The organism is Haloarcula sp. CGMCC 1.6347 (assembly GCF_037078395.1).
Taxonomy (GTDB): domain Archaea; phylum Halobacteriota; class Halobacteria; order Halobacteriales; family Haloarculaceae; genus Haloarcula; species Haloarcula amylolytica.
Genome location: NZ_JAYMGX010000002.1, coordinates 363,987 through 382,862 on the forward strand (window position 1 = coordinate 363,987; position 18,876 = coordinate 382,862).

The following is an 18,876-nucleotide window of genomic DNA, read 5'->3' on the forward strand; positions in this document are numbered from 1 at the left end:
CGCCCTGGTATGCTGTTCAACCACTTTACTGAGGCATAATAACTGTTCGGCGGCCACAGCGGCTCCAGACAACGAGCCGACACGTTTGCCGACACAGTGGCTACCCCATCGGGGATAACACACGGTTCCTGTCGTAGCCCATCGGACAGAAAACGCTTGAACCGGTGACGCACTGTGTTCAGTCACCACAGTCCCGCCAGCTATCATCCCGGCAACGGGTCCAGTGACACATCCGAGTCAGTCGACAACGGACAGCCGCTCTCGGAGGGTTTCTGCGACATCGGTGAGGTGGGCCTGTCCGAACGCCGCGACCAGGAGCGCCCCGAGCGAATTGAACATCGTGTCCCGGACCGTGTCATCGAGGCCGTGTTGCGCCAGCGGCATCGTGACACCCGTTTCGGTGGCGACGATGTCGAGCGCGAACTCGAACAGTTCCCAGATCACGCCGAAGGACAGCACGACGACGAAGATGTACACGAAGAAGACGCGCTTGGGGATGTGAATCGAATCGTTGTGGAGGTCGATGGTCCGGGCCGTCGTGTACCCGAACGCGGCGATGAGCGAAGCCGACATCGCGTGGGTGAGGTGGTCCCACCAACCGATCTGTCCGTAGAGCCCGGCCGACCCGAGGGTGTGCAGGAACACCGCGGTCGTGATCCAGAGGGCGAGCCACGGGTCCAGAGCCAGATTGTAGTTTCGCCGCATCACCGCGGGGAGAAACGTGACGAGCAGGCCGATACCGCCGTTCGTGATCGGCTTCGGTTGGCCGGCGACGATGCCGTAGCCGACCAGCCCGAGCAAGACGAGTTGCATCGCGCGGGTGATCCGCCGCTGGTTCCGCATCGACGGTCGGGGCAGCCTCATCGCCGCACCATCCGTCGGAGACCACGCCAGAGGCGGCGGTCCCGCCGTCTGAAGTAGCCATCGAACAACACACCCGCGGCGAGTCCGGCGAGGGTGACGTACAGCCACTCGGTCATCAGCGCCTCGTTGGTCGTGAGATACGACGTCCCGAGAAACCGGTCAGCGTTCCACCGGAACACCGTCCAGGCCGCCACGGCGGCGAGTGTCGTCAAGACGACGAGACAGACGGCGAACCAGTGTGTGACTTCCAGCTCGGTGAACATATGCAGTTCCACGATGACGAGTAGCGACAGCGCTGCCAGCGAGACATACGTGGCAAAGGTTCCGACCGTCCCCCCGACGAGGCCGCGGACCAAGATCGGCAGGCAGGCGAGAAAGAGCAGTTCCCAGGGCAGCATGACGCGCCACTCGCGGAACGCCACCGGCGGCACGAGGACGACGAAGCCGACGACACCGACGAGCAGTATCCACTGGTAGTCGATATCGAGGACGCTTTCGACGAACACAGCCGTGAGAATCGCGACGAGCATCCACGCGATGATCGCGTTTGTTCGCCCATCACGAAAGAGCTTCTCGAACGTGTCATCGAGGTCGATAGCCCCGAGACTGCTGTCGGGACGGCCGGCACCATCGCTCATTGCAGTGGACTGGGGTACGACGGAGAATAAACCCAGCGACGTGTTTATACCGGCTACGGCCCCTTGTACAGGTATATGATGCTGCCGACGCACGCGATAGCGGGGCTCGCAATCGCGACACCGCTGCTCGTCCTTGCGCCAGACCACGCCGCAGTAGCGCTCGCTGGCGGCCTCGTCGGTGGCGTTCTGCCCGACCTCGACCTCTACTCGGGTCATCGGCGTACCCTCCATTATCCAAGCGGGTACACGCTCGCGGCGCTCCCGACCGCCGGGTTCGCCGCTATCCTCCAGACACCGCTGCTCGTCGCGCTCACGTTCGTACTGCTGGGCGCTGCCCTCCACTGCCGGATGGACCGGTACGGCGGCGGCCTCGAACTCCGCCCGTGGGAAGGCACGTCCGAACGCGCCGTGTACGACCACGTCCGCGGGCGATGGCGGTCGCCGAAGCGATGGATACAGTACGACGGTGCACCGTCGGATGTGGGGCTGATGGTACTCGTGGGTTCGCCGCTGTTCGTCGTTCTAGACGGGCCGTTCCGGTGGGTCGTCGCCGCGGCCCTCGTCACCGGTGCGACGTACAGCCTCCTCCGGCGTCGATTGGCAACCCTGGCCCCGGTCGTGTTCGGCAACGTTCCCGAGTCGATCTCTGCCCACGTCCCGGACCGTTACCGGCAGTAGCGCTCGGCTACTGACCGTTTCCGATATTTCTGTGACGACGCCGTTATTTCCGCGCCGCTTTCCTCACTGCGGTCCCGCGAGAGAGTCTTCAGCGACGCCACGCAGCGTCAGCCACGTATTGATGCCGGCCCGCAATGCGACGAGGTCGGCCGCCTCGACAGTGAGTTCGACCCGCTGTCCGTCCCGACTGAGGCGCGCCGTCGTCCGGTCGCCCTCGATGTCGTCGATTTCGGGACGGATGCTCCGCTCGATAGCGCGAGCCCGGTCGGCGCTGTCGTACTCGGCGGTGAGGTGGGTCTGGTGTTGTGCAGTCATACTGTTCGAAATGGGAGCGTCGTCGTATCAGTCGCGGGACTGCCCCAGAAAAGCCGTTTGCAACGTGGCGCAGTCGGCCGTCGACCGTCAACGGCGTACCGACAGCCTCAGTTGACGTTGATCTCTTTGACGTCGGGTGACCGCTCCTTCAGCAGGACGCGGTGTCCGCAGTACGGGCAGCGAACGCCGCCGTACTCGTCCAGCGTCACGTCGCGCTTACAGCGTGAACACTTGTAGCTCATAGTTGAGAGATAGGAACGGGGGTCCTTTACTCCTCGTCTTCGGACAGTGCGGCCCGAATGGAGCGTCGGACGGTCTTGCCGCCAGGCGTCTCCGGCTTGTAGCTGCCGCCGGTGAACTTGTAGTCACAGTAGCTGCACTGCCAGATGCCCGTCCCCTGGCGGTCGACTCGGTCTTCGCCGCAGTTCGGACAGGCGTGGTCCTCGTTCATCTCCGATTCGATCTCCGCGACGCGGCGTCGGGACACGCGACCGTAGCGAGCGCCGAAACGGCCCGAGCTGCCGGTCTTTCCGCTCTTGCTAGCCATAGTGGTCTGTTGTCCGCCGAGCGGCCACATAAGGCCTTCGAGATGCGGCCCGGTCGACCGACGGCCACAGGGATTAACAGGCCCGGCCGGCAACGACCGACTGACATGGACGAGCTACTCGACGTCGTCGACCTCGTCGCGGACTCCGGGTTCGAGGGTATCGTCACATGGCTCGTGCGAATCGTCGGTCTCGTCGCGCTGCTGGGCGGGCTCGGGCTGTGGCTGTTCACCGAGATGGGACTGCTCGTCGTGCCGGCAGTGCTGATACTCGCCGGTATGGTCCTGCTCGTCGCGCCCAGCATTCTCCTGCTGACCGCGGAGCTAGCCTAGAGAACTCAAGAGGGAGGCGGGCAAACCGTCGGTCGATGGCAGCGTTCGACGGGCTCCGAAGTCGCCTCCAGCGGGTCGCACCGGCCACGAGCGGGCGGCTTACGGCCTCGGAGTTCTTGCTCTCGGGCGCAGCAGCCGGACTGCTCGGCTGGGGCGGCACCCAGGCGCTCACCTGGCTCGACCACGCCAACGGCCAGCTGCTCGCAACGGTGCTGTGGGTCGTCTTGATCGGCGGCTTCGTCGGCCTGACGGTCCTGCACGCACCGGACTCGGTCCGCTTCTCCGACGCGATGCTCGCCTGGGGAACGGTCAACACCACTGCGATGGCGCTGACGGTCGGCGGCCTCCTCAGTGTCGTCCCCGAACAACTGGCATTCTGGCACGCGTGGGTCGGCGCGACGGCCATCGGCTACTGCTGGACCGGCGGCGTCCTCGAAGGAGCCGGTCAGCCCGTGCGCGGCCGCGGCTACCTCGGAGCGGGCGTCGTCGGCCTCTGTCTGCTGACTATCGGGGCCGTCGCGTTTCCGCTGGTCGCCCCGACCGGCTATCTGGCGCTCGCTGCGCTCCATGCAGGTCCGATGATACTCGACGTGCGGACGGCGTTACCGGCTGTTCACCGGACTGGTGTCGTTGGTGCCGCGGTAGCCGCTGTGCTCGTTGTCGGCGTTGTCGTGGCATGAATAGAGTACCACAAGCACTACTCTTGCAGTTCAGCTTCTCGCAGCGCCTCGTTCAGGTCGGCCCGGACGTGCTCGCCGAGCTCGCGGTCGCCGGCCGTCGTGACGACGCGGTTCTCCTGCACGCTGGAGCCGTCGCGGATGAGCACCCGGACGTTGCCGTTAGCATCGGCGCGGGTCGCCTTCGCTCGGACGCCCGTCGGTGAGCTCGCGCCGCCGGCGTCGATAGGGCCGGGGATGACCTTCTTGACGTGGGGGTGGCCGGCGACGGTCTGGATGACTCGCTGGCCCGACCGGCCGCCGATGAGCGTCGAGTGGCTCCCGCCGAGTTTCTCCGAGGGCGCGGCGTCGACCACTTCCAGCGCGGGCTCGCCCTGGCGGTCGATGACCCGCTGAACCGGATCGTCGCCCTCGACGCGGAAGAACTCGTAGTGCAGTTGCGGGCGGACGGCGGCGATGACGTCACGGTCGCCCGTGACGTACACCTCCTCCGGTCGTTTCCGTCGCACCTCGTCCGCGACGAGGCCGGCGAAGTTGCGGAGCTCGACGACGACCGTTTCGTCGCTCCCCTCGCCCTCCGGCGTCGTCGTCACCGTTCGCTGGCCCACAATCGACCCGTCCAGCAGCGATGTCACCGTCGCCCGCTCGCGGTCGAGTTCGAGGACGACGGCGTCGGTGTTGGCAGTGTGACAGACCAGGCAGTAGTCGCCCGGTCGGTCGAGCGGCGTGGCACACTGCCGACAGTCCATAGCTGTGGCTACGGCTGCGCGCTGATAAGGAAGCCGGTTCGGTGGTTTTGCGACGTGTGGTCAGCCCTCGTCTTCGATGGTCGCACCGGGCGGATAGATAGCGGCGACGGTCGCATCGTAGCCCGCGTCGGTGAGGCCGGTCCCCAGCGCGAACACCGTCTCTCCGAGCATCGCCATCGCGGCGTCCCCGCCGGCTTCGGCCACGTCGTCGATGACGCTTTTCACCGCCGGCGTCAGCAGCTCCGCTTCACGGGAGAACTGCCGGGAGGCCTGGATAAACGTCGACAGTTTCGGCTCCTTGACGACGGTAGAGAGCGCGCGCTCGCCGGCAGCCGTCAGGATGTCCGTGTCACCGCCGACGACATCCGCCGTCGATAGCTCCCCGAGCGTGACGTACTCGACGCGGCTGCGGGCCGGAATGGCATCGAGGTAGTTGAACTGCGGCCCACCGGGTTCGAGTCGGAGCGGCACGCCGCCGCGGGCCTGCGCGACAACGTCGCCGAGCCCGGAACCGGCCTGGACCTCCGCGCCGTGGGCGATGGTCACCAGTTCGTTGTACGAGAGCCCGTGGCCGAAGACGGCATTGGCCGCCAGTGCGGTGCCAAGCGCCAGCGCGCCGGAGACGCCGAAGCCCGAGCCGAGCGGGAGCGGTGTTTCGGCGGTGACAGTCGCCGTGGTTCGCAGCGCGTCCAGCACTCGCTCGACGGCTTCCACCTCGATTTCCTCGCCGTTCAACGTTATTTCGGTTTCAGCTCCGCGGCTGACGGTAACAGAAACGCCGTCAGACAGGGCCAGCCCGCCGCCGCGAGAGCCGGTCTCGATGGGGTCATCGCCCCGGTCGACCGTAAAAAAGCCCGTGATGTGACCGGGAACGAACGCGTGTGCTTCGTCGCTCATTGCCTCCCCGTGGGACCCGGTGGCGTTAAGGATTGGTGGTCGCCCGCTCCGTCCTCACAGGCTGGTGGACGTTCTCTCCGCCCAGAGTTTCAGGAGACCGACAGGCGGTTCTCCGACCCGTAGTTTGATGTATGTTTACACGAGATGACTGTGAAAACATGCCGACAATCAGCGCGCGGCTCCCGAGTGAAGAGAAAGACGAACTGGACGACGTCGCCGAGTTGCTCTCCGAGGACCGGTCGACCACGATTCGGAAGGCCCTGCGGGAGGGACTGGAGACGCTCCGGCTCCGCGTCGCCGTCGAGCAGTACCAGTCCGGCGACGTGTCGGCGGCCGAAGCCGCACAGCTTGCGGACCTCTCCATCGCCGAGTGGCTCGACGTGGCCCGCGAGCGAAACCTGACGACGCAGCTCGAGCTGTCCGATCTGGAGCTCGACGCCGACACGGCCGCGGAGCTATGACCCGCATCTACGTCGGGCCGACGTCGCTGTACTCGCTGGGGCAGGTGGGGGAGCTGTCGCTGCTGGACGCGTTCGACGGCGACATCGTCATTCCGGAGCCCGTCATCGACGAGGTCCAGGTCGAACCGACCGCGACGAACCTGACCGAGTACCGCGAGAACGGCATCGACACCGGCGTCGACGAGGCCCACGTCGACCAGGCCGAGTCCCTGCTGGGCGAGAAAGACCTCGGTGCCGCTGTGACGGTACTCGCCGGCGTGTTGGCCCACCGCGACAGCGACGACCGCTCCGCCGTGGCCGTCGTCTCCGAAGATCGCACGGTCCGCCGGATGGCGCAGGGCTTGGGGGCAGAAGTGACGAGCAGTTTCGGCGTCGTGGTCCGGGCCGCTATCGAGGACAAGTACCTCAAACCGACCCAGGCGAAGCGGATCGTCAGACGGATCGACCAACACGGGATGCACCTGACCGGAGAGTTGCGGGAGCGGGCAGTCGGAGAAGTCGCCTGAGTTCACTGCCGCGAATAGTGGGTTCGTGTCTTTTAACGCCGGGTTTTCGACAGAACGACTGTGCTCTCAGTCCCTTGCCGTCCCGCTGCTGGACTTGAAAGCGTGGGTTTAACAGTGCGGCCCCCAACTCTGGAGGTATGCAGGGTAATCTTCCGCCTGAAGCACAGGAGAAGCTCGAGGAACTGCAGGACCTTCAGCAGACAGCACAGCAGGTCGCCGCACAGAAACAGCAGGCCGAGACAGAGCTCCAGGAGTCCCAGACGGCTCTGGACGAGCTCGACGACATCGACGAGGACTCGACCATGTACCGCGAGGTCGGCGAACTCCTCGTGAAGACTGAGTTCGACGAGGCGCAGGACGACCTCGAAGAGAAGGTCAACAGCCTCGAAGTCCGCGTCGAGACGCTCGAAAAGCAGGAAGAGCGCGTGCAGGAGCAGTTCGAAGAGCTCCAGAGCGAGCTCCAGCAGATGCTCGGCGGCGCAGGTGGCGCGGGTCCGGCCGGCGGCCCCGGCGCTGGCGGCGCATAAGGCGATGCCGACAGACGATGAGGTCGTCGAGACAGCCTCGACCGCAGCCGAAGACGTTGTCTTCTCGCGATACGATGTCAGCGCGGTCGAGGACCTCGACGTGACTGTCACCTTCGAAGACGGCGTCTTAGACGTCGACGTGTACGTCAACGCGCCCGACAGTCGGCAGGACGAGGCACAGGTCGCGGACGACGCTGCCCTTGCCGCTCGGGCCGCCGTCGACGACCTGTTCGAAGAATAGGGACCCGCAACGGAGCGGGCAGTCACTCGGTGTTCTACCGACGCCGCGAACCGTCAGTCGTGGCTGGGTCCCCGGTCCGGTCGCTCGCGAACCCGGTTCGGAACGCAATCCAGCCGAGCACTGAGACGAACAGTATCGGCGGGAGAATCATGAACCCCCATAGCGGGTCTAAGCCCCAGCCGAGTAGCAGGGCCAGGTCGAACAGCCCGATAGCGAGAAACGGCGAGACGAACAGGAGGGCTCGCTTCCGGTTCACCCCATCTGACGGTTCCGACGCCGACGAGTCCTCGTCACCCGCAAGGAGGTCTGCAGTCGTACGGTCACGGGGTCCGTCGTCGGCGTGGACGCTGGACTCGGCGGTGTCATCCATACCTCTTACTCGGAGTTCAGCAAGCAAAAAAACCGCGCTTGGTCGATCGTCGATGGAAGAGCCGTCAGGTCAGAGGGGATTACGCGTCGCTGTCGTCGCTTTCGTTCTCAGTGGACTGTTCGTCGTCCGCGTCCGTCTCGTCGGTGTCCTCGTCTGCATCCGCGTCGTCAGTGGACTCCTCGCCAGCATCGTCCGCATCAGCGTCCTCGGACGCGGATTCGGTTTCGTTCTCGGCCCCGTCGCTCTCGTCACCGGGGGTCAGGTCGCTGATCTGTGCGCCCAGGTCGCCCGCGAGTTCGCCGGCCTGCTTCTGCCCGATGAGCGTGTGAATCTCGCTGACGAAGTCAGGGACCTGTCCGGGGAGGTCCGACGGCGGGCCGCGCTGATCGCCTGCCTGGCCGGCGTCAGCGGGCGGGCCGCGGCGGTCAGCTGCCTCGGCAGCGCCGCCCGATTCGTTCTCGTCTGCGGTCGTTGTTTCGTTCGCTGCCTGCTCGGCGGCGTTGTCCGCCTGTGCGTTGTCCGCGTGGTCATCGGCCTGTGCGCCTGCTGCGCCGGGGAGTGCCGCCGCCGAGCCCGTGATGACGAGCACGGCAAGCAGGCTGCCAGCAATCGTAGTGAGTTTCATTGTGATCGTTGCCTCCGCTCGTCTCTCTGTCCCAGTGGCATATGAAGGGGGCAAGCCGAAAAGGCGAATTAAGTCGAATTTATCCGAATTGGACGCTCTGTCTCCCGTTTTAATTCGGTTTAATCCCGATTCAGGGTGGACTCGACGCCCCACCGCGACGAGTCTGGACTGCTGGGCGGGATGGCTGGCGTGCGCGTCGCGCAGTCGGTTAGATCGACGAGGACGGAGCCGGAGTCGGCCAGATGATAGCGGACAGGATAGACCCCTGAAACCGCCGCCGGGGTAGCTTTTCATACCCGCAAACCCAACACTGGTTCATGGAACACGATGCCACGGTCGAAGGGGTCGGCGTCGGCGTCAGCGAAGAAGGGAGTGGCACGCCGGTCGTCCTGCTCTGTGCGCGCGAAGAGATTGTCCCCATCTTCGTCAGCAAGGACCAGGCCCAGTCGATGCAACTGGCGATGGCCGGCGAGCCCTTCGAGCGCCCGCTCACCCACGATCTGCTGGTCGAGATGGTGACGGAGTTCGGGGGCGCCATCGACCGGGTCCGTATCGACGATCTGGCCGACGGGACTTTTTACGGGAAAATTGACGCCGAGCAGTACACCGATGACCGGCGCAAAGACATGGTGTTCGACGCCCGCCCTTCAGATGCCATCGCCATTGCCCTCCGGGTGGGTTGTCCGGTCGTCGTAACGGACGATGTTATCGACGAGGCCGGGCGACCGCCGGAACAGTTCGACCAAGGCGGGAGCGGCAGCGAGGACCTCGGGCTGTGAGAACGCGAAACATTTCTGCGTCTGCCGCCCTTGATACCGTTGATGGGGTACGAATCGGTCATTTTCGACAACGACGGCGTGTTGCTGACGCTGACTGACATGGACGCACACTACGTCGGCGCGCGCCGGGCCTTCGAGGAACTCGGCGTGCTGTCGCCGTCGACAGCCCACGTCGAGGCCATGAGCATCGGCGTGACGGTGCCCGAACTCACCGACATCTGTACCCAGTACGATATCGACCCCGAGCGGTTCTTCCAGGCTCGTGACGAGGCACTGACTACAGTGCAGCGGGCGCTTATCCGGGCCGGCGAGAAACAGCCCTACGGCGACGTGTCCATGCTCGACCGGCTGGACTGTCCGCTGGGCGTGGTCTCGTCGAATCAACGGGACACCGTGGCGTTCGCGTTCGAGCATTTCGATATCGGTCACTACTTCGACACCGTCTGGGCGCGCGAGCCGACAGTCGAGAGCCTCCGCCGGAAGAAACCCCGGCCGTACTACATCGAGCGGGCGATGGCGGACCTCGGTGTCAGTGACGCCCTGTTCGTCGGGGACAACGAATCCGACATCGAGGCGGCACACCGGGCCGGAATCGACTCGGCGTTCATCCGTCGTCCGCATCGGACCGACACCCGACTCGACGTGACGCCGGACCACGACGTGTCCGGCCTCGAAGACGTGGTTCGGATCGCTGGCCGACACAGCGGGAGCGACTGAATCGTATCCGGACCTAACAGATGCATAGTCAGCATATTCTGGTACGTATACTGAAAGCAACCTTTCCCATGGCAAGTGCCGTGAAACGGTATGGAGAAGCCGGTCGGTGGAACGGACGAGAACGAACAAGCGGCACGCGACACACCGGCACAGCAGTCTCCCCCTGTGCTGTTGGAGACTCTCGCCGCGCGAATGCCCGAGCCAGTGGTCGTCACCGCCGCGGACGGGGAGATACGGACCGGGAACGATCACCTCTGTGACCTCCTCGACTCCGACCCGTCGGACGTGTTCGGGCGTCCGATAGCCGAGTTCTTCCCGGATCTGCGTGACGTTGACCTCGGAACCCACTGCAGTCCGTCGCCAGGAACACCGCTGACGTCGTCGTGTTCCGCCAGCGACACGGAACGGTGGGTCGAAATCGCCTTCGAACCCCAGCAGTGGGACGGCGAGGAACTGTACCTGGGTATCGTCCACGACATCACCGAGCGCCACGAGCGGACGGAGATGCTCGAACAGTACGAGCGCATCGTCGAGACCATCGAGGACGGCATCTACACGCTCGACGAGGGGTTTACGATGCAGACGGTCAACAGCGCCGTCGAGTCGATGACCGGCTACGACAAGGACACGTTGGTCGGGTCGAACGCGACGCTACTGGCGGACGAATCCGTTATCGAGGAGGCCGCGGAGATGTCCCGGCAGTTCATCGAGGGCGAGCGCGACGTCGGGACGCTGACGACGGATCTCAGAACCGCTGACGGGGACACGTTCCCGATAGAGACCAAGTTCACGACGTACGACCGCGAAGACGGAAGCTATCGGCAGGTCGGCGTCGTTCGGGACATCTCGGACCGGAAGCGGTTCGAGGAGACGCTCGCGGCGCTGCACGAGTCGACCAGAAAACTGCTGCACACGGAAACCAAGACAGCCGTGGCCGAACAGATACTCGACACGGCCGTCGACGTGCTGGAACTCCCCGACGTGGAGATCTATCTGTTCGACCGAAGCGACAACACCCTTCGCAGCGTCGGCGACGCCGAAGCGGACCGAAGCGCGTCGGTCGGGCCGGGGCAGAGCACAGTGTGGGACGTGTTCGTGCAGGACAGCGCCGTCGAGGTCCCCCCCGGCGAACGCATCGACCTCGGTGCGGGACCGGTCACGGCGGACGCGAAGCGGCTCTGCCTCCCGCTCGAAGACCACGGCGTGTTCTACATCGAACTGGGCGAGCAACACAGCGACGCCAGGACCCGAGAGATGGTGGATCTGCTCGCCGCCAGCGCGGAAGCCGCGCTCGCGCGCGTCGACCGCGAGACGACGCTCCGCGAACGCGAGGCCGAGCGCCGCGAACAGAACCGCGAGCTGCGACGGCTCAAGCAGGTCAACGCGATCATCCGACGGATCGATCAGGTGCTCGTCGAAGCGGAGACCACCGAGGAGATCGAGCAGGCAGTGTGTGACCAGTTGGCCGAATCCCAGTGGTTCTCTTTCGCCTGGATCGGCCGACAGGACGCGACGGAACTCGTCCCAAGAGCGTGGGCGGGCGACACCGCCAGCTATCTGGACGCCATCTCGCTGTCGCTGGAGCGCGAGGGCGGGCCGCCGGCCGTCCAGACTGCACAGTCCGAAGCGATGACTATCGTCCCGTCGGTGGCTGACAACCTCCGGGGCGACCACTGGCGGACGGAGGCGCTCTCTCGCGAGTTCCAGTCGGCGCTCAGCATCCCGCTCGAATACGACGACTTCGTCTACGGCGTCCTGACGGTGTACGCCGAGCAAGAAGACGGGTTCGACGAGATGCTGCAGGAGGTGTTTGCCGAACTCGGTGAGACCATCGCGAACGCGATACGGGAGGTCGAGTCCCGGCAGCGCCGGGCCGGTGACGGCACCGTCGAACTCGAACTCTCACTGTCAGCCCCGCAGTCGTTCCTGACCCACCTCTCGGATCGAGTCGGTGTCCCGGTCATCTGTGAGGGGGCCGTCCAGCGGAGCGACGGCGCGATCCGTCTCTTCCTCGCTATCTCGGACTGCGACCCGGCTGTCGTCGAGGAGGAGATGCTGTCGATGGCTCGTGTCGACACCGCACGAGCGATTTCGACCGACCAACTGGACGGGCTCTATGAGGTTGTCGTGACCGGCCAGACTGTCGCGGAGACGCTACTGGAGCAGGGCGGGCGGTTGAAAACGATCCGAACGTCGACGGGCGGACTCACGGTGACGGTTGTCGTCTCGGGCGAAACTGATGTCCGCCAGTTCGTCGAACAACTCGGCGAGCGCTACGCGGACGTCAAACTGATCGCGCGCCGTGACGGCACACAGTCCAATGGCCAGCGAGACAGTACAGTCCGGTCGGCGCTGGAGGAGCAACTCACCGACAGACAGCTCGAAGTACTCCAGACGGCGTATCTGAGTGGCTTCTTCGACTGGCCTCGAGAGACGACCGGCCAGGAAATCGCGGTCAGCCTGGACGTGTCACAGCCGACGGTCAACCGCCATCTCCGCGTCAGCGAGCGAAAACTGCTCGAACTCGTGTTCGGCGATAGCTGAGACCGTCGCTATAGTAGTAGTGACCAGTCCGGCGGGCTGTATCTGTATAGCCACAATCACCTTTTCAATCACTCATCAAGGGACAAACAGCGACAAACTATGTCCCAGGCAAAACTGGTCTACAGACCGACACCCAACGAACCGCTGAGCGAAACCATCGTCCACGCCGTGGCCGACACGCTGGGTATCGACCCCGTCGACCTCGATGACCGAATCAGTGACTGTATCGACCCTGATGCGCTGGACCGACTGTTCCGTCCCGATACGGACGGCACCACGAGCCCTGACGGGCTGGTCGTGTTCAGTATGGCTGGCTGTCGTATCGAAGTCGAAGGAAACCGTTCGGTGCTGGTGACACCGTCCCGCGACGTCTCGGCGGCAACTGGGCTCGAAGCGTAACTCGGCTCCGTGTGCGACTGTTCTGCTGGCGCTGTGTACCCTTACCCGTGACTCCCGTCAAGAGGTGCATTATTGTCGCCTTATTTCCTCACTCATTTGAATATCATTGAGACAGTTCAGTAAGCAGATATTTCCTTTGTAGTAGCAGTTGAAAAACTGGTACGTAACTTAGAGTAAAATTGTTTAAGTATACTGTTAATAGCACATTACCAGCATCCTACAGGTCAGTACCACTATAAGCGCAACTTCGCCTCTCGAATGTATGGACCTCGGACACCAACTGATTGAAACCGGCTCGCGGTCGGGCAAAAGCATCGAGGCAGTGACCGACCAATCTGAAGAAGTAGAAACACCCAAAAGTCGGTTAATCGAACATTATTCAACTGGCTGTGCCGAGATGCAGGGTGCAAGCGTTGGGGGGCAGTCACAATGAGCGTTGAGTCACCCTCGGTCGATACGCAGGACCTTCTCGAAGAGGTTCGGACGACCAGCCTCCCCGACCGGGTTGCAGAACTGGCAGACGAGTACGAGCGGGTCTGTGGCGAGCGTGACCGGTTCCTCTGGCAGTGGATCTACTCGCTGTTCCCCGAGTTCACGCTCTCCTCCGTCCACCCGGACCACGCAGACCACGTCCGGACGCAGAAGACGGTACTCACGATGTACGTCACGATTCTGGACGACATCGTCGAGAACGACGGGGACCGAGACACCTTCGAAGAGGCCCGACGACTCGTGCAGGACCCGTCGTCCGTTGACCCGAGCCGTGCGGCGGTAAGCGAGGAATATTTCTCCTTTATCGAGCGTGTGTGGCGCGAGTTCGAGGGTGGACTAGCTGACGCGCCCCGGGTCGACGAGTTCTACGACGTGTTCACCTACGATATGCGACAGACGCTGAACGCGATGGATTACAGCGCCGTCGTCAACGAGAACCCACGGATTGCGAACCTCAGCGGGGCCGAAACATACGGGGCACATAACATGGTAATGTTCCCCTACGCGGCCGTTGACCTCATGTATTCGCCGGAATTCGAACTCGCCGATTACGGCACGGTCCGGGACCTGATCTGGGACCTGCAAGAAATGGCCCGCATCGGCAACTGGCTCACGACCTGGGAACGAGAAGTCAGGGAGGGAGACTACACCGCGGGAATCGTCGTGCTGGCCCTTCAAGAAGGGTTCGTCACTCCCGAAGAACTGGAAAACCCTGACGGAAAGGCCGAACTCATCGACAAAATCAAAGCCGAACAGTTCGAGGCCCGGTTCCGGGACCGGTGGGCCGACATCTACCAGTCCGTCCGTGACCGCGAGTTCGACACGGACAGCGTCGACCTCGACGCACTGGTGCAGGGCATGGAGACAGTGTTCCAGTACCACGAAGCCAGCCGCGGATATAAATAACAAAACGACATGTGGTGGTCCGCGGTGAGGGCCAGACTGATTCTACGCGTTTGAACCAGAGAGCTGTCGTGCCGTCAGTCGTCGGCGACGAGCGGGTCCTCGTCGTCGGCGACGAGGCGGTCCATCGCGTCGACCATCGCGCGCACGGACGCCCGTGTGATGTCAGAGTCGCTGGCGGAGACGACGACGTGGTCGTCGCCGCGTGACATCTCGATTTCGACCGTGACGAGCGCGTCCGTTCCGCCGGTGATGGCGTCGACGTGGTAGTCTTCGAGCGTCGCGTCGGCGGTGTGGGACAGCGCCACCTCGGCGGCGTTCATCGCGGCGTCGACCGGCCCGGAGCCGACCGCTGCCTCCTTGCGTTCCTCGCCGTCGACCGCGAGCCGGACGCTCGCTGTCGGTGTATCGGAGCCGGAAACAGCGGTCAGGCCGAGCAGTTCGACCCGGCGGTCGCGCGCGTCGCCGGTCACCTCGTCGGCGATAGTCAGCAGGTCGGCGTCGGTGACGCGCTTGCCGCGGTCACCGATCTCCTTGACTCGGCTGACGATCTCCGAGAGCTGGTCATCTGTGACCTCGACGTCGTGCTCGTCGAGTGCAGCCTCGACACCGGCCCGGCCCGCGTGCTTCCCGAGCGCGAGGCGGCGCTCGCGGCCCACTTTCTCCGGCGGGTACGGCTCGTACATCGAGTCGTCCTTGAGCGTGCCGTCGGTGTGGATACCGGACTCGTGGGTGAAGGCGTTCTCGCCGACGACCGCCTTGTTGGGAGCCAGCGGGATGCCGGTCCGGTTGGCGATGAGCTGGGCGAGGTCGTACACCTCGGTGAGGGCCATCGACTCGACGCCGTAGCCGTGGTCGAGCGCGATAGCGATCTCTTCGAGGGCGACGTTGCCGGCGCGCTCGCCGATGCCGTTTATCGTCCCGTGGACGAGGTCTGCACCTGCCGCGATGGAGACCAGGGCGTTCGTCACTGCGAGCCCCAGGTCGTCGTGGGTGTGGGTACTGACTGGGCCCAGGTCGGAGAGCCGGGAGACGCATTCGAGTGCGCGGTCCGGCGTCGCGTGACCGACGGTGTCGGCCCAGCAGATGCGGTCCGCGCCGGCCTCGACGGCGGCGCCGAGCAGCTCTTCGAGGTAGTCCAGATCGGCTCGCGAGCCGTCCTCGCCGATGACCTCGACCCAGAGCCCGTGGTCGGCGGCGTACTCCACCAGTTCGACGGTGTTCTCGACGTTCTCAGACTTGGACGTGCCGACCTTCTGCTCCACATGCTTGTCGCTGGCCGGAACGACGAGATTGATGCCGTCGACACCACAGTCGAGCGCGAGGTCGATATCGTTCCGGATACCTCGACAGAAGCTAGTGACGGTACCGTCGAGGTCGAGCCCCGCGACGCGAGAGATCGTCTCGCGCTCGCCGGGGCCGGTACAGGCGCTCCCGGCTTCGATGACGTCGATACGGGCCGCATCGAGCGAGCGGGCGATATCGGCCTTGTCGTCCGGCGTCAGCGACACGCCGGGGGCTTGCTCACCGTCGCGAAGTGTCGTGTCGAGAAACTGTACCTCACCGACATCTGAGAGCGCACGCATCGCTGGGTGCCCCTCGAACAATGTGTTCTGACTCACAGAAGATGCTCCATCACGCGCCACGAATTTCGCGGCCAGCCGCCTCGCGGCGACTTCCTCTATCCTCCGTCGGGTATTCCGACATAGTGGTGTCTACTCTACTCTTCACCGTCTAAAAGGTGACGGAACTGATTACCACGACCCATGCTATTGATACTCGTTATTCAAGACGGACCGTATCGCCCTCGGAAACGTCCGACGCCGCGCCACCGGGCAGTTCGATGACAGTGTCCGCGTTCGCATAGCCGACCGAGCGCCAGGGCTGTAGGGTTTCGACGGCCTGGACCTCCTCGTCGACGAGCCAGAGCACGTCGAGTGGGAACCGGACGAACAGCATATGGATGAACTGTCGGCTCGCGCGGTCGAAGGGGAAGACCAGCGCGTAGTCGTCGGGAATCGACGACCGGAACATCAACCCCCGGCCCTGTTCGAGCATCGACTCGGCGTACTCCACCTCCGTCGCGAGGGGGCGAGCCGTGCCGTCGGGGTCGTGGACGAGACGCATACCACCGCGGAAGTCGTAGGCAGGCAAAAAGTCTTCTGTCGGAACGGAGGGTTTGAGGGGGCACGGCCACTCACTATGTCACATGGAGAAGGCTCCCGGGGGGACGTCCGTCGGCGTCGACGACCCATACGACCACGTCCAGCGGTGTGACTTCGTCACCGGCGAGGGGAAGTGTCGCTGGGCGCGCGAACACGGCCACCACGACCCCGAGTTCGCCAACACCCGTAGTGCCGACGACTTTCGCTGTCCGGCAGCGATTGCACCCGATGACGCGGACGCAGACGCGGAGCCGGAATGGGATTGGGTCGACTGCCCGCATTTCCGCTCTCGGAACCACGACCGGGAGTGTGTTCGTTGCGGACTTGAAGAGCGACGGATGGCCCACTCTGCGGACCGACCGCTGCTAGAGGAACACCACCTCTCGTACCGCGAAGGCGGCAACGAGCTATCACACGAAATAACGGTCTTTCTCTGCCGGTGGTGTCACGCGAAGATCCACCAGTCGTGGGCGCGGCTCGACGACGACGCAAACCCGGACCCTGAAGCCATTGCACAGCGGGAACAGCGCCGCTCTAAGGAGCAATCCGAACTGGGGTTTGAATCGGCTGCCGACCGCTACGACGACTCGTAGCCCCACTCGATTATCAAAACCGATAATCAGTGGCAGACGGATAAGTAGGAACACAGTAACTGATTAGTATAGTGACCTCTCCGGCGCTCACGAAGCAGTCGCTGGGGACGGGATATGTCGTCGCAACGGGTTTCGTGATTTCCGGCGCGTTACTCGCCCACGGCATGTCTATCGTCCGGCCGTCCCCGATAGACGTGGTCATCCTCAGCGTGGGGTTGATACCGGCGCTAGCCCTGGTAGCCGCGAACTACTGGCTCCCGGTGAGCGGACTGTCCGGAGATCAGATATGGACTGCCGCGGAGTGGTGCGGACTGGGCATCGCGCTGTTTACGCTCATCAAAATCGTCGTGCTGCTCGCCCCAGTACCGCAGTCCTCGATGATCCCGTCGATACTCGCAAGCGGGGTCGCAGTCGGCGGGTTTGGCGGGGTTCTGTTCGGGTGGCTGCTGGAACTCCGGCGGTCCCGGCGCAGACTCACCCAGAGCAACGAGGTGTTGTTTCGAGTGCTCAGGCACGACCTCCGGAACGACCTCAACGTCGCACTCGGGCACCTCGGCGAACTGCAGCGGGAGACAGCAGAGCGTGGCGACTCCAAGTCGCGTGCGCACGTCGAGCAGTTGAACGGTACTATCGACGATATCATCGCCACTACGGAGAAGGCGAGGCAGATAGAGTTCGCGTTCGACGCGGACCGTCGCGCACAGCAACCGATCGACCTCGTGCCGTGTGTCAGAGAACAGGCGAAAAAAATCACGCAATCGCACCCGGAGACAACTGTTGAACTCGACCTCCCGGAGCAGTCGAAGGTGTACGCCGACTGGATGCTCGACACTGTGCTTCGGAACGTCATCGAAAATGCGGTCGTTCACTGCGAAGATACCCCGACGCTGTATATCTCAGTCGAAGAGCACGGCCGAACCGTGTTCGTTCACGTCGGCGATAACTGTCCGTCGATTCCACAGCACGAACGAGATGTCCTCAATAGCGGCGTGGAAACGCAACTGTGCCATTCAAAGGGGATCGGGCTCTGGCTGACGACGTGGATCGTCGAGAGTTACGGCGGGGCAGTACACCTCACGACCTCGGACGGCGGCAACACCGTGACGCTGGAACTGCGTGGCCCGACAGTTCTTGACGGGGTTCGCCAAACCCTTCGAGAGTGGCCCTGAAGCCGGACGCGGGGGAACCGTCGACCGCATCAGGAGATATATACGCCTTCGTAGCCTTCGCGTCAGTAATGACCCGAATCGACGTTATCGACAATCACGGACAGTTCACACATCTGGAGCAGCGCGCGCTCCGGGACATGGGCGTCGACGTCTCGCTCAGGGACAACACGACACCCCCGGAGGAGATCGATGCCGACGGCATCGTCCTTTCGGGCGGCCCGGACATGGACGATATCGGGAACTGTCCCGAGTACCTCGACCTCGACGTTCCCGTGCTCGGCATCTGTCTGGGAATGCAACTCATCGCCGACGAACTCGGCGGTCGGGTCGGCGGCGGCGAGTACGGCGGCTACGCGGACGTGACGGTCGACATCCTCGACGAGGACGACCCGCTTCTGGGCTCGCTGTACCCCGAAACGCGCGTGTGGGCCAGCCACGCTGACGAAGTGAAAGAAGTCCCGCCCGGATTCGAGCGGACCGCGACCTCCGAAGTCTGTGGCGTCGAAGCGATGAGCAACACGGACGAGGCGATATACGGTGTCCAGTGGCACCCGGAGGTCGCCCATACTGAGGAAGGCGAGGAAGTGTTCGAGAACTTCCTGTCGGTCTGTGACCAGCAGTCTGTCGCCCGCCAGTAACCGTCGGAGGGCAATGTAACTGGTTTTATATTCACTCGTAGGCTGTGATACA

Annotated in this window: 26 protein-coding genes; 15 read left to right on the plus strand and 11 right to left on the minus strand. The window is 63.9% G+C overall.

The window, feature by feature from the left end:
- Window positions 1–237: 237 nt before the first annotated feature.
- Both VI340_RS10245 and VI340_RS10250 read right to left on the minus strand, forming a co-directional pair.
- Window positions 238–843 carry a hypothetical protein gene (locus VI340_RS10245; protein WP_336358727.1) on the minus strand — a complete coding sequence of 202 codons (606 nt, stop codon included), beginning with the start codon at window positions 841–843 and terminating at the stop codon, window positions 238–240.
- 17 nt (window positions 844–860) lie between these two features.
- Window positions 861–1,502, minus strand: coding sequence for a hypothetical protein (locus VI340_RS10250; protein WP_008312713.1), 642 nt, complete (start codon window positions 1,500–1,502; stop codon window positions 861–863).
- A 75-nt stretch (window positions 1,503–1,577) separates the two neighbouring features.
- On the opposite strand from VI340_RS10250, the gene VI340_RS10255 reads away from it, so the two are divergent.
- Window positions 1,578–2,180: a metal-dependent hydrolase gene (locus VI340_RS10255; protein ID WP_336358297.1), complete on the plus strand. Its 603-nt coding sequence runs from the start codon at window positions 1,578–1,580 to the stop codon at window positions 2,178–2,180.
- A 63-nt stretch (window positions 2,181–2,243) separates the two neighbouring features.
- Here the strand turns inward: VI340_RS10255 and VI340_RS10260 are convergent, their stop codons facing one another.
- From VI340_RS10260 to VI340_RS10270, 3 genes are all read right to left on the minus strand, one after another.
- Window positions 2,244–2,495, minus strand: coding sequence for a KEOPS complex subunit Pcc1 (locus VI340_RS10260; RefSeq protein WP_336358298.1), 252 nt, complete (start codon window positions 2,493–2,495; stop codon window positions 2,244–2,246).
- A 107-nt stretch (window positions 2,496–2,602) separates the two neighbouring features.
- Window positions 2,603–2,737: a DNA-directed RNA polymerase subunit P gene (locus VI340_RS10265; RefSeq protein ID WP_004517024.1), complete on the minus strand. Its 135-nt coding sequence runs from the start codon at window positions 2,735–2,737 to the stop codon at window positions 2,603–2,605.
- Window positions 2,738–2,763: 26 nt separating this feature from the next.
- Entirely contained in the window at window positions 2,764–3,072 is a 309-nt protein-coding gene (locus VI340_RS10270; RefSeq protein WP_004591489.1) for a 50S ribosomal protein L37ae, read from the minus strand.
- Between the two features lie 75 nt (window positions 3,073–3,147).
- On the opposite strand from VI340_RS10270, the gene VI340_RS10275 reads away from it, so the two are divergent.
- The gene (locus VI340_RS10275; RefSeq protein ID WP_008312705.1) at window positions 3,148–3,372 is read left to right on the plus strand and encodes a hypothetical protein; all 225 of its coding nucleotides are present in this window, start codon (window positions 3,148–3,150) and stop codon (window positions 3,370–3,372) included.
- Window positions 3,373–3,407: 35 nt separating this feature from the next.
- Window positions 3,408–4,052 carry a hypothetical protein gene (locus VI340_RS10280; RefSeq protein ID WP_008312703.1) on the plus strand — a complete coding sequence of 215 codons (645 nt, stop codon included), beginning with the start codon at window positions 3,408–3,410 and terminating at the stop codon, window positions 4,050–4,052.
- A gap of 17 nt (window positions 4,053–4,069) precedes the next feature.
- Here VI340_RS10280 and VI340_RS10285 read toward each other — a convergent pair whose 3' ends face one another.
- Both VI340_RS10285 and VI340_RS10290 read right to left on the minus strand, forming a co-directional pair.
- The gene (locus VI340_RS10285) at window positions 4,070–4,798 is read right to left on the minus strand and encodes a DUF2103 domain-containing protein (protein ID WP_008312700.1); all 729 of its coding nucleotides are present in this window, start codon (window positions 4,796–4,798) and stop codon (window positions 4,070–4,072) included.
- Between the two features lie 60 nt (window positions 4,799–4,858).
- Window positions 4,859–5,695, minus strand: a complete 837-nt coding sequence (locus VI340_RS10290; RefSeq protein WP_008312698.1) for a pantoate kinase — start codon at window positions 5,693–5,695, stop codon at window positions 4,859–4,861.
- 158 nt (window positions 5,696–5,853) lie between these two features.
- Here VI340_RS10290 and VI340_RS10295 point away from each other — a divergent pair, with 158 nt between their 5' ends.
- The 4 genes from VI340_RS10295 to VI340_RS10310 all read left to right on the plus strand — a co-directional run bounded on the left by VI340_RS10295 (window position 5,854) and on the right by VI340_RS10310 (window position 7,430).
- Window positions 5,854–6,156, plus strand: a complete 303-nt coding sequence (locus VI340_RS10295) for a UPF0175 family protein (RefSeq protein WP_004517029.1) — start codon at window positions 5,854–5,856, stop codon at window positions 6,154–6,156.
- Entirely contained in the window at window positions 6,153–6,662 is a 510-nt protein-coding gene (locus tag VI340_RS10300) for a hypothetical protein (protein ID WP_008312695.1), read from the plus strand. The genes VI340_RS10295 and VI340_RS10300 overlap by 4 nt, the downstream gene beginning before the upstream one ends.
- Before the next feature lie 137 nt (window positions 6,663–6,799).
- Window positions 6,800–7,189 (plus strand): prefoldin subunit beta, encoded by a 390-nt coding sequence (locus tag VI340_RS10305; RefSeq protein ID WP_004591484.1) that lies wholly within the window; start codon window positions 6,800–6,802, stop codon window positions 7,187–7,189.
- 4 nt (window positions 7,190–7,193) lie between these two features.
- Window positions 7,194–7,430, plus strand: coding sequence for a hypothetical protein (locus VI340_RS10310; protein ID WP_005537965.1), 237 nt, complete (start codon window positions 7,194–7,196; stop codon window positions 7,428–7,430).
- 34 nt (window positions 7,431–7,464) lie between these two features.
- On the opposite strand, the gene VI340_RS10315 is transcribed toward VI340_RS10310, so the two are convergent.
- Window positions 7,465–7,800: a hypothetical protein gene (locus tag VI340_RS10315; RefSeq protein ID WP_008312693.1), complete on the minus strand. Its 336-nt coding sequence runs from the start codon at window positions 7,798–7,800 to the stop codon at window positions 7,465–7,467.
- A gap of 79 nt (window positions 7,801–7,879) precedes the next feature.
- Window positions 7,880–8,425: a hypothetical protein gene (locus VI340_RS10320; RefSeq protein WP_336358299.1), complete on the minus strand. Its 546-nt coding sequence runs from the start codon at window positions 8,423–8,425 to the stop codon at window positions 7,880–7,882.
- Between the two features lie 317 nt (window positions 8,426–8,742).
- Here VI340_RS10320 and VI340_RS10325 point away from each other — a divergent pair, with 317 nt between their 5' ends.
- From VI340_RS10325 to VI340_RS10345, 5 genes are all read left to right on the plus strand, one after another.
- On the plus strand, window positions 8,743–9,204 hold the full coding sequence (locus tag VI340_RS10325; RefSeq protein WP_336358300.1) for a bifunctional nuclease family protein: 462 nt from the start codon (window positions 8,743–8,745) through the stop codon (window positions 9,202–9,204).
- 42 nt (window positions 9,205–9,246) lie between these two features.
- Window positions 9,247–9,921 carry an HAD family hydrolase gene (locus VI340_RS10330; protein ID WP_008312690.1) on the plus strand — a complete coding sequence of 225 codons (675 nt, stop codon included), beginning with the start codon at window positions 9,247–9,249 and terminating at the stop codon, window positions 9,919–9,921.
- 90 nt (window positions 9,922–10,011) lie between these two features.
- Window positions 10,012–12,465: a bacterio-opsin activator domain-containing protein gene (locus VI340_RS10335; protein WP_336358301.1), complete on the plus strand. Its 2,454-nt coding sequence runs from the start codon at window positions 10,012–10,014 to the stop codon at window positions 12,463–12,465.
- Window positions 12,466–12,564: 99 nt separating this feature from the next.
- Window positions 12,565–12,864, plus strand: coding sequence for a HalOD1 output domain-containing protein (locus VI340_RS10340; RefSeq protein ID WP_008312688.1), 300 nt, complete (start codon window positions 12,565–12,567; stop codon window positions 12,862–12,864).
- Between the two features lie 429 nt (window positions 12,865–13,293).
- Window positions 13,294–14,262 (plus strand): terpene synthase family protein, encoded by a 969-nt coding sequence (locus VI340_RS10345; RefSeq protein ID WP_008312687.1) that lies wholly within the window; start codon window positions 13,294–13,296, stop codon window positions 14,260–14,262.
- A gap of 74 nt (window positions 14,263–14,336) precedes the next feature.
- Here the strand turns inward: VI340_RS10345 and VI340_RS10350 are convergent, their stop codons facing one another.
- Both VI340_RS10350 and VI340_RS10355 read right to left on the minus strand, forming a co-directional pair.
- Complete coding sequence (locus VI340_RS10350) at window positions 14,337–15,845, minus strand: (R)-citramalate synthase (protein WP_008312686.1); 1,509 nt, start codon at window positions 15,843–15,845, stop codon at window positions 14,337–14,339.
- A 196-nt stretch (window positions 15,846–16,041) separates the two neighbouring features.
- Complete coding sequence (locus tag VI340_RS10355; protein WP_049943072.1) at window positions 16,042–16,386, minus strand: DUF192 domain-containing protein; 345 nt, start codon at window positions 16,384–16,386, stop codon at window positions 16,042–16,044.
- 82 nt (window positions 16,387–16,468) lie between these two features.
- Between VI340_RS10355 and VI340_RS10360 the strand changes: the two genes are divergently transcribed.
- From VI340_RS10360 to VI340_RS10370, 3 genes are all read left to right on the plus strand, one after another.
- On the plus strand, window positions 16,469–17,017 hold the full coding sequence (locus VI340_RS10360) for a DUF7097 family protein (protein WP_008312684.1): 549 nt from the start codon (window positions 16,469–16,471) through the stop codon (window positions 17,015–17,017).
- Between the two features lie 71 nt (window positions 17,018–17,088).
- Complete coding sequence (locus tag VI340_RS10365; RefSeq protein WP_336358302.1) at window positions 17,089–18,186, plus strand: ATP-binding protein; 1,098 nt, start codon at window positions 17,089–17,091, stop codon at window positions 18,184–18,186.
- A gap of 68 nt (window positions 18,187–18,254) precedes the next feature.
- Window positions 18,255–18,824: a GMP synthase subunit A gene (locus VI340_RS10370; protein ID WP_336358303.1), complete on the plus strand. Its 570-nt coding sequence runs from the start codon at window positions 18,255–18,257 to the stop codon at window positions 18,822–18,824.
- Window positions 18,825–18,876: the final 52 nt, after the last annotated feature.

Excerpts from the sequence above, each read along its gene's own strand:
- VI340_RS10245 (WP_336358727.1), bottom strand. The coding sequence starts at position 843 with ATGCGGAACCAGCGGCGGATCACCCGCGCGATGCAACTCGTCTTGCTC.
- VI340_RS10250 (WP_008312713.1), bottom strand. The coding sequence starts at position 1,502 with ATGAGCGATGGTGCCGGCCGTCCCGACAGCAGTCTCGGGGCTATCGAC.
- VI340_RS10255 (WP_336358297.1), top strand. The coding sequence starts at position 1,578 with ATGATGCTGCCGACGCACGCGATAGCGGGGCTCGCAATCGCGACACCG.
- VI340_RS10260 (WP_336358298.1), bottom strand. The coding sequence starts at position 2,495 with ATGACTGCACAACACCAGACCCACCTCACCGCCGAGTACGACAGCGCC.
- VI340_RS10265 (WP_004517024.1), bottom strand. The coding sequence starts at position 2,737 with ATGAGCTACAAGTGTTCACGCTGTAAGCGCGACGTGACGCTGGACGAG.
- VI340_RS10270 (WP_004591489.1), bottom strand. The coding sequence starts at position 3,072 with ATGTGGCCGCTCGGCGGACAACAGACCACTATGGCTAGCAAGAGCGGA.
- VI340_RS10275 (WP_008312705.1), top strand. The coding sequence starts at position 3,148 with ATGGACGAGCTACTCGACGTCGTCGACCTCGTCGCGGACTCCGGGTTC.
- VI340_RS10280 (WP_008312703.1), top strand. The coding sequence starts at position 3,408 with ATGGCAGCGTTCGACGGGCTCCGAAGTCGCCTCCAGCGGGTCGCACCG.
- VI340_RS10285 (WP_008312700.1), bottom strand. The coding sequence starts at position 4,798 with ATGGACTGTCGGCAGTGTGCCACGCCGCTCGACCGACCGGGCGACTAC.
- VI340_RS10290 (WP_008312698.1), bottom strand. The coding sequence starts at position 5,695 with ATGAGCGACGAAGCACACGCGTTCGTTCCCGGTCACATCACGGGCTTT.
- VI340_RS10295 (WP_004517029.1), top strand. The coding sequence starts at position 5,854 with ATGCCGACAATCAGCGCGCGGCTCCCGAGTGAAGAGAAAGACGAACTG.
- VI340_RS10300 (WP_008312695.1), top strand. The coding sequence starts at position 6,153 with ATGACCCGCATCTACGTCGGGCCGACGTCGCTGTACTCGCTGGGGCAG.
- VI340_RS10305 (WP_004591484.1), top strand. The coding sequence starts at position 6,800 with ATGCAGGGTAATCTTCCGCCTGAAGCACAGGAGAAGCTCGAGGAACTG.
- VI340_RS10310 (WP_005537965.1), top strand. The coding sequence starts at position 7,194 with ATGCCGACAGACGATGAGGTCGTCGAGACAGCCTCGACCGCAGCCGAA.
- VI340_RS10315 (WP_008312693.1), bottom strand. The coding sequence starts at position 7,800 with ATGGATGACACCGCCGAGTCCAGCGTCCACGCCGACGACGGACCCCGT.
- VI340_RS10320 (WP_336358299.1), bottom strand. The coding sequence starts at position 8,425 with ATGAAACTCACTACGATTGCTGGCAGCCTGCTTGCCGTGCTCGTCATC.
- VI340_RS10325 (WP_336358300.1), top strand. The coding sequence starts at position 8,743 with ATGGAACACGATGCCACGGTCGAAGGGGTCGGCGTCGGCGTCAGCGAA.
- VI340_RS10330 (WP_008312690.1), top strand. The coding sequence starts at position 9,247 with ATGGGGTACGAATCGGTCATTTTCGACAACGACGGCGTGTTGCTGACG.
- VI340_RS10335 (WP_336358301.1), top strand. The coding sequence starts at position 10,012 with ATGGAGAAGCCGGTCGGTGGAACGGACGAGAACGAACAAGCGGCACGC.
- VI340_RS10340 (WP_008312688.1), top strand. The coding sequence starts at position 12,565 with ATGTCCCAGGCAAAACTGGTCTACAGACCGACACCCAACGAACCGCTG.
- VI340_RS10345 (WP_008312687.1), top strand. The coding sequence starts at position 13,294 with ATGAGCGTTGAGTCACCCTCGGTCGATACGCAGGACCTTCTCGAAGAG.
- VI340_RS10350 (WP_008312686.1), bottom strand. The coding sequence starts at position 15,845 with ATGCGTGCGCTCTCAGATGTCGGTGAGGTACAGTTTCTCGACACGACA.
- VI340_RS10355 (WP_049943072.1), bottom strand. The coding sequence starts at position 16,386 with ATGCGTCTCGTCCACGACCCCGACGGCACGGCTCGCCCCCTCGCGACG.
- VI340_RS10360 (WP_008312684.1), top strand. The coding sequence starts at position 16,469 with ATGGAGAAGGCTCCCGGGGGGACGTCCGTCGGCGTCGACGACCCATAC.
- VI340_RS10370 (WP_336358303.1), top strand. The coding sequence starts at position 18,255 with ATGACCCGAATCGACGTTATCGACAATCACGGACAGTTCACACATCTG.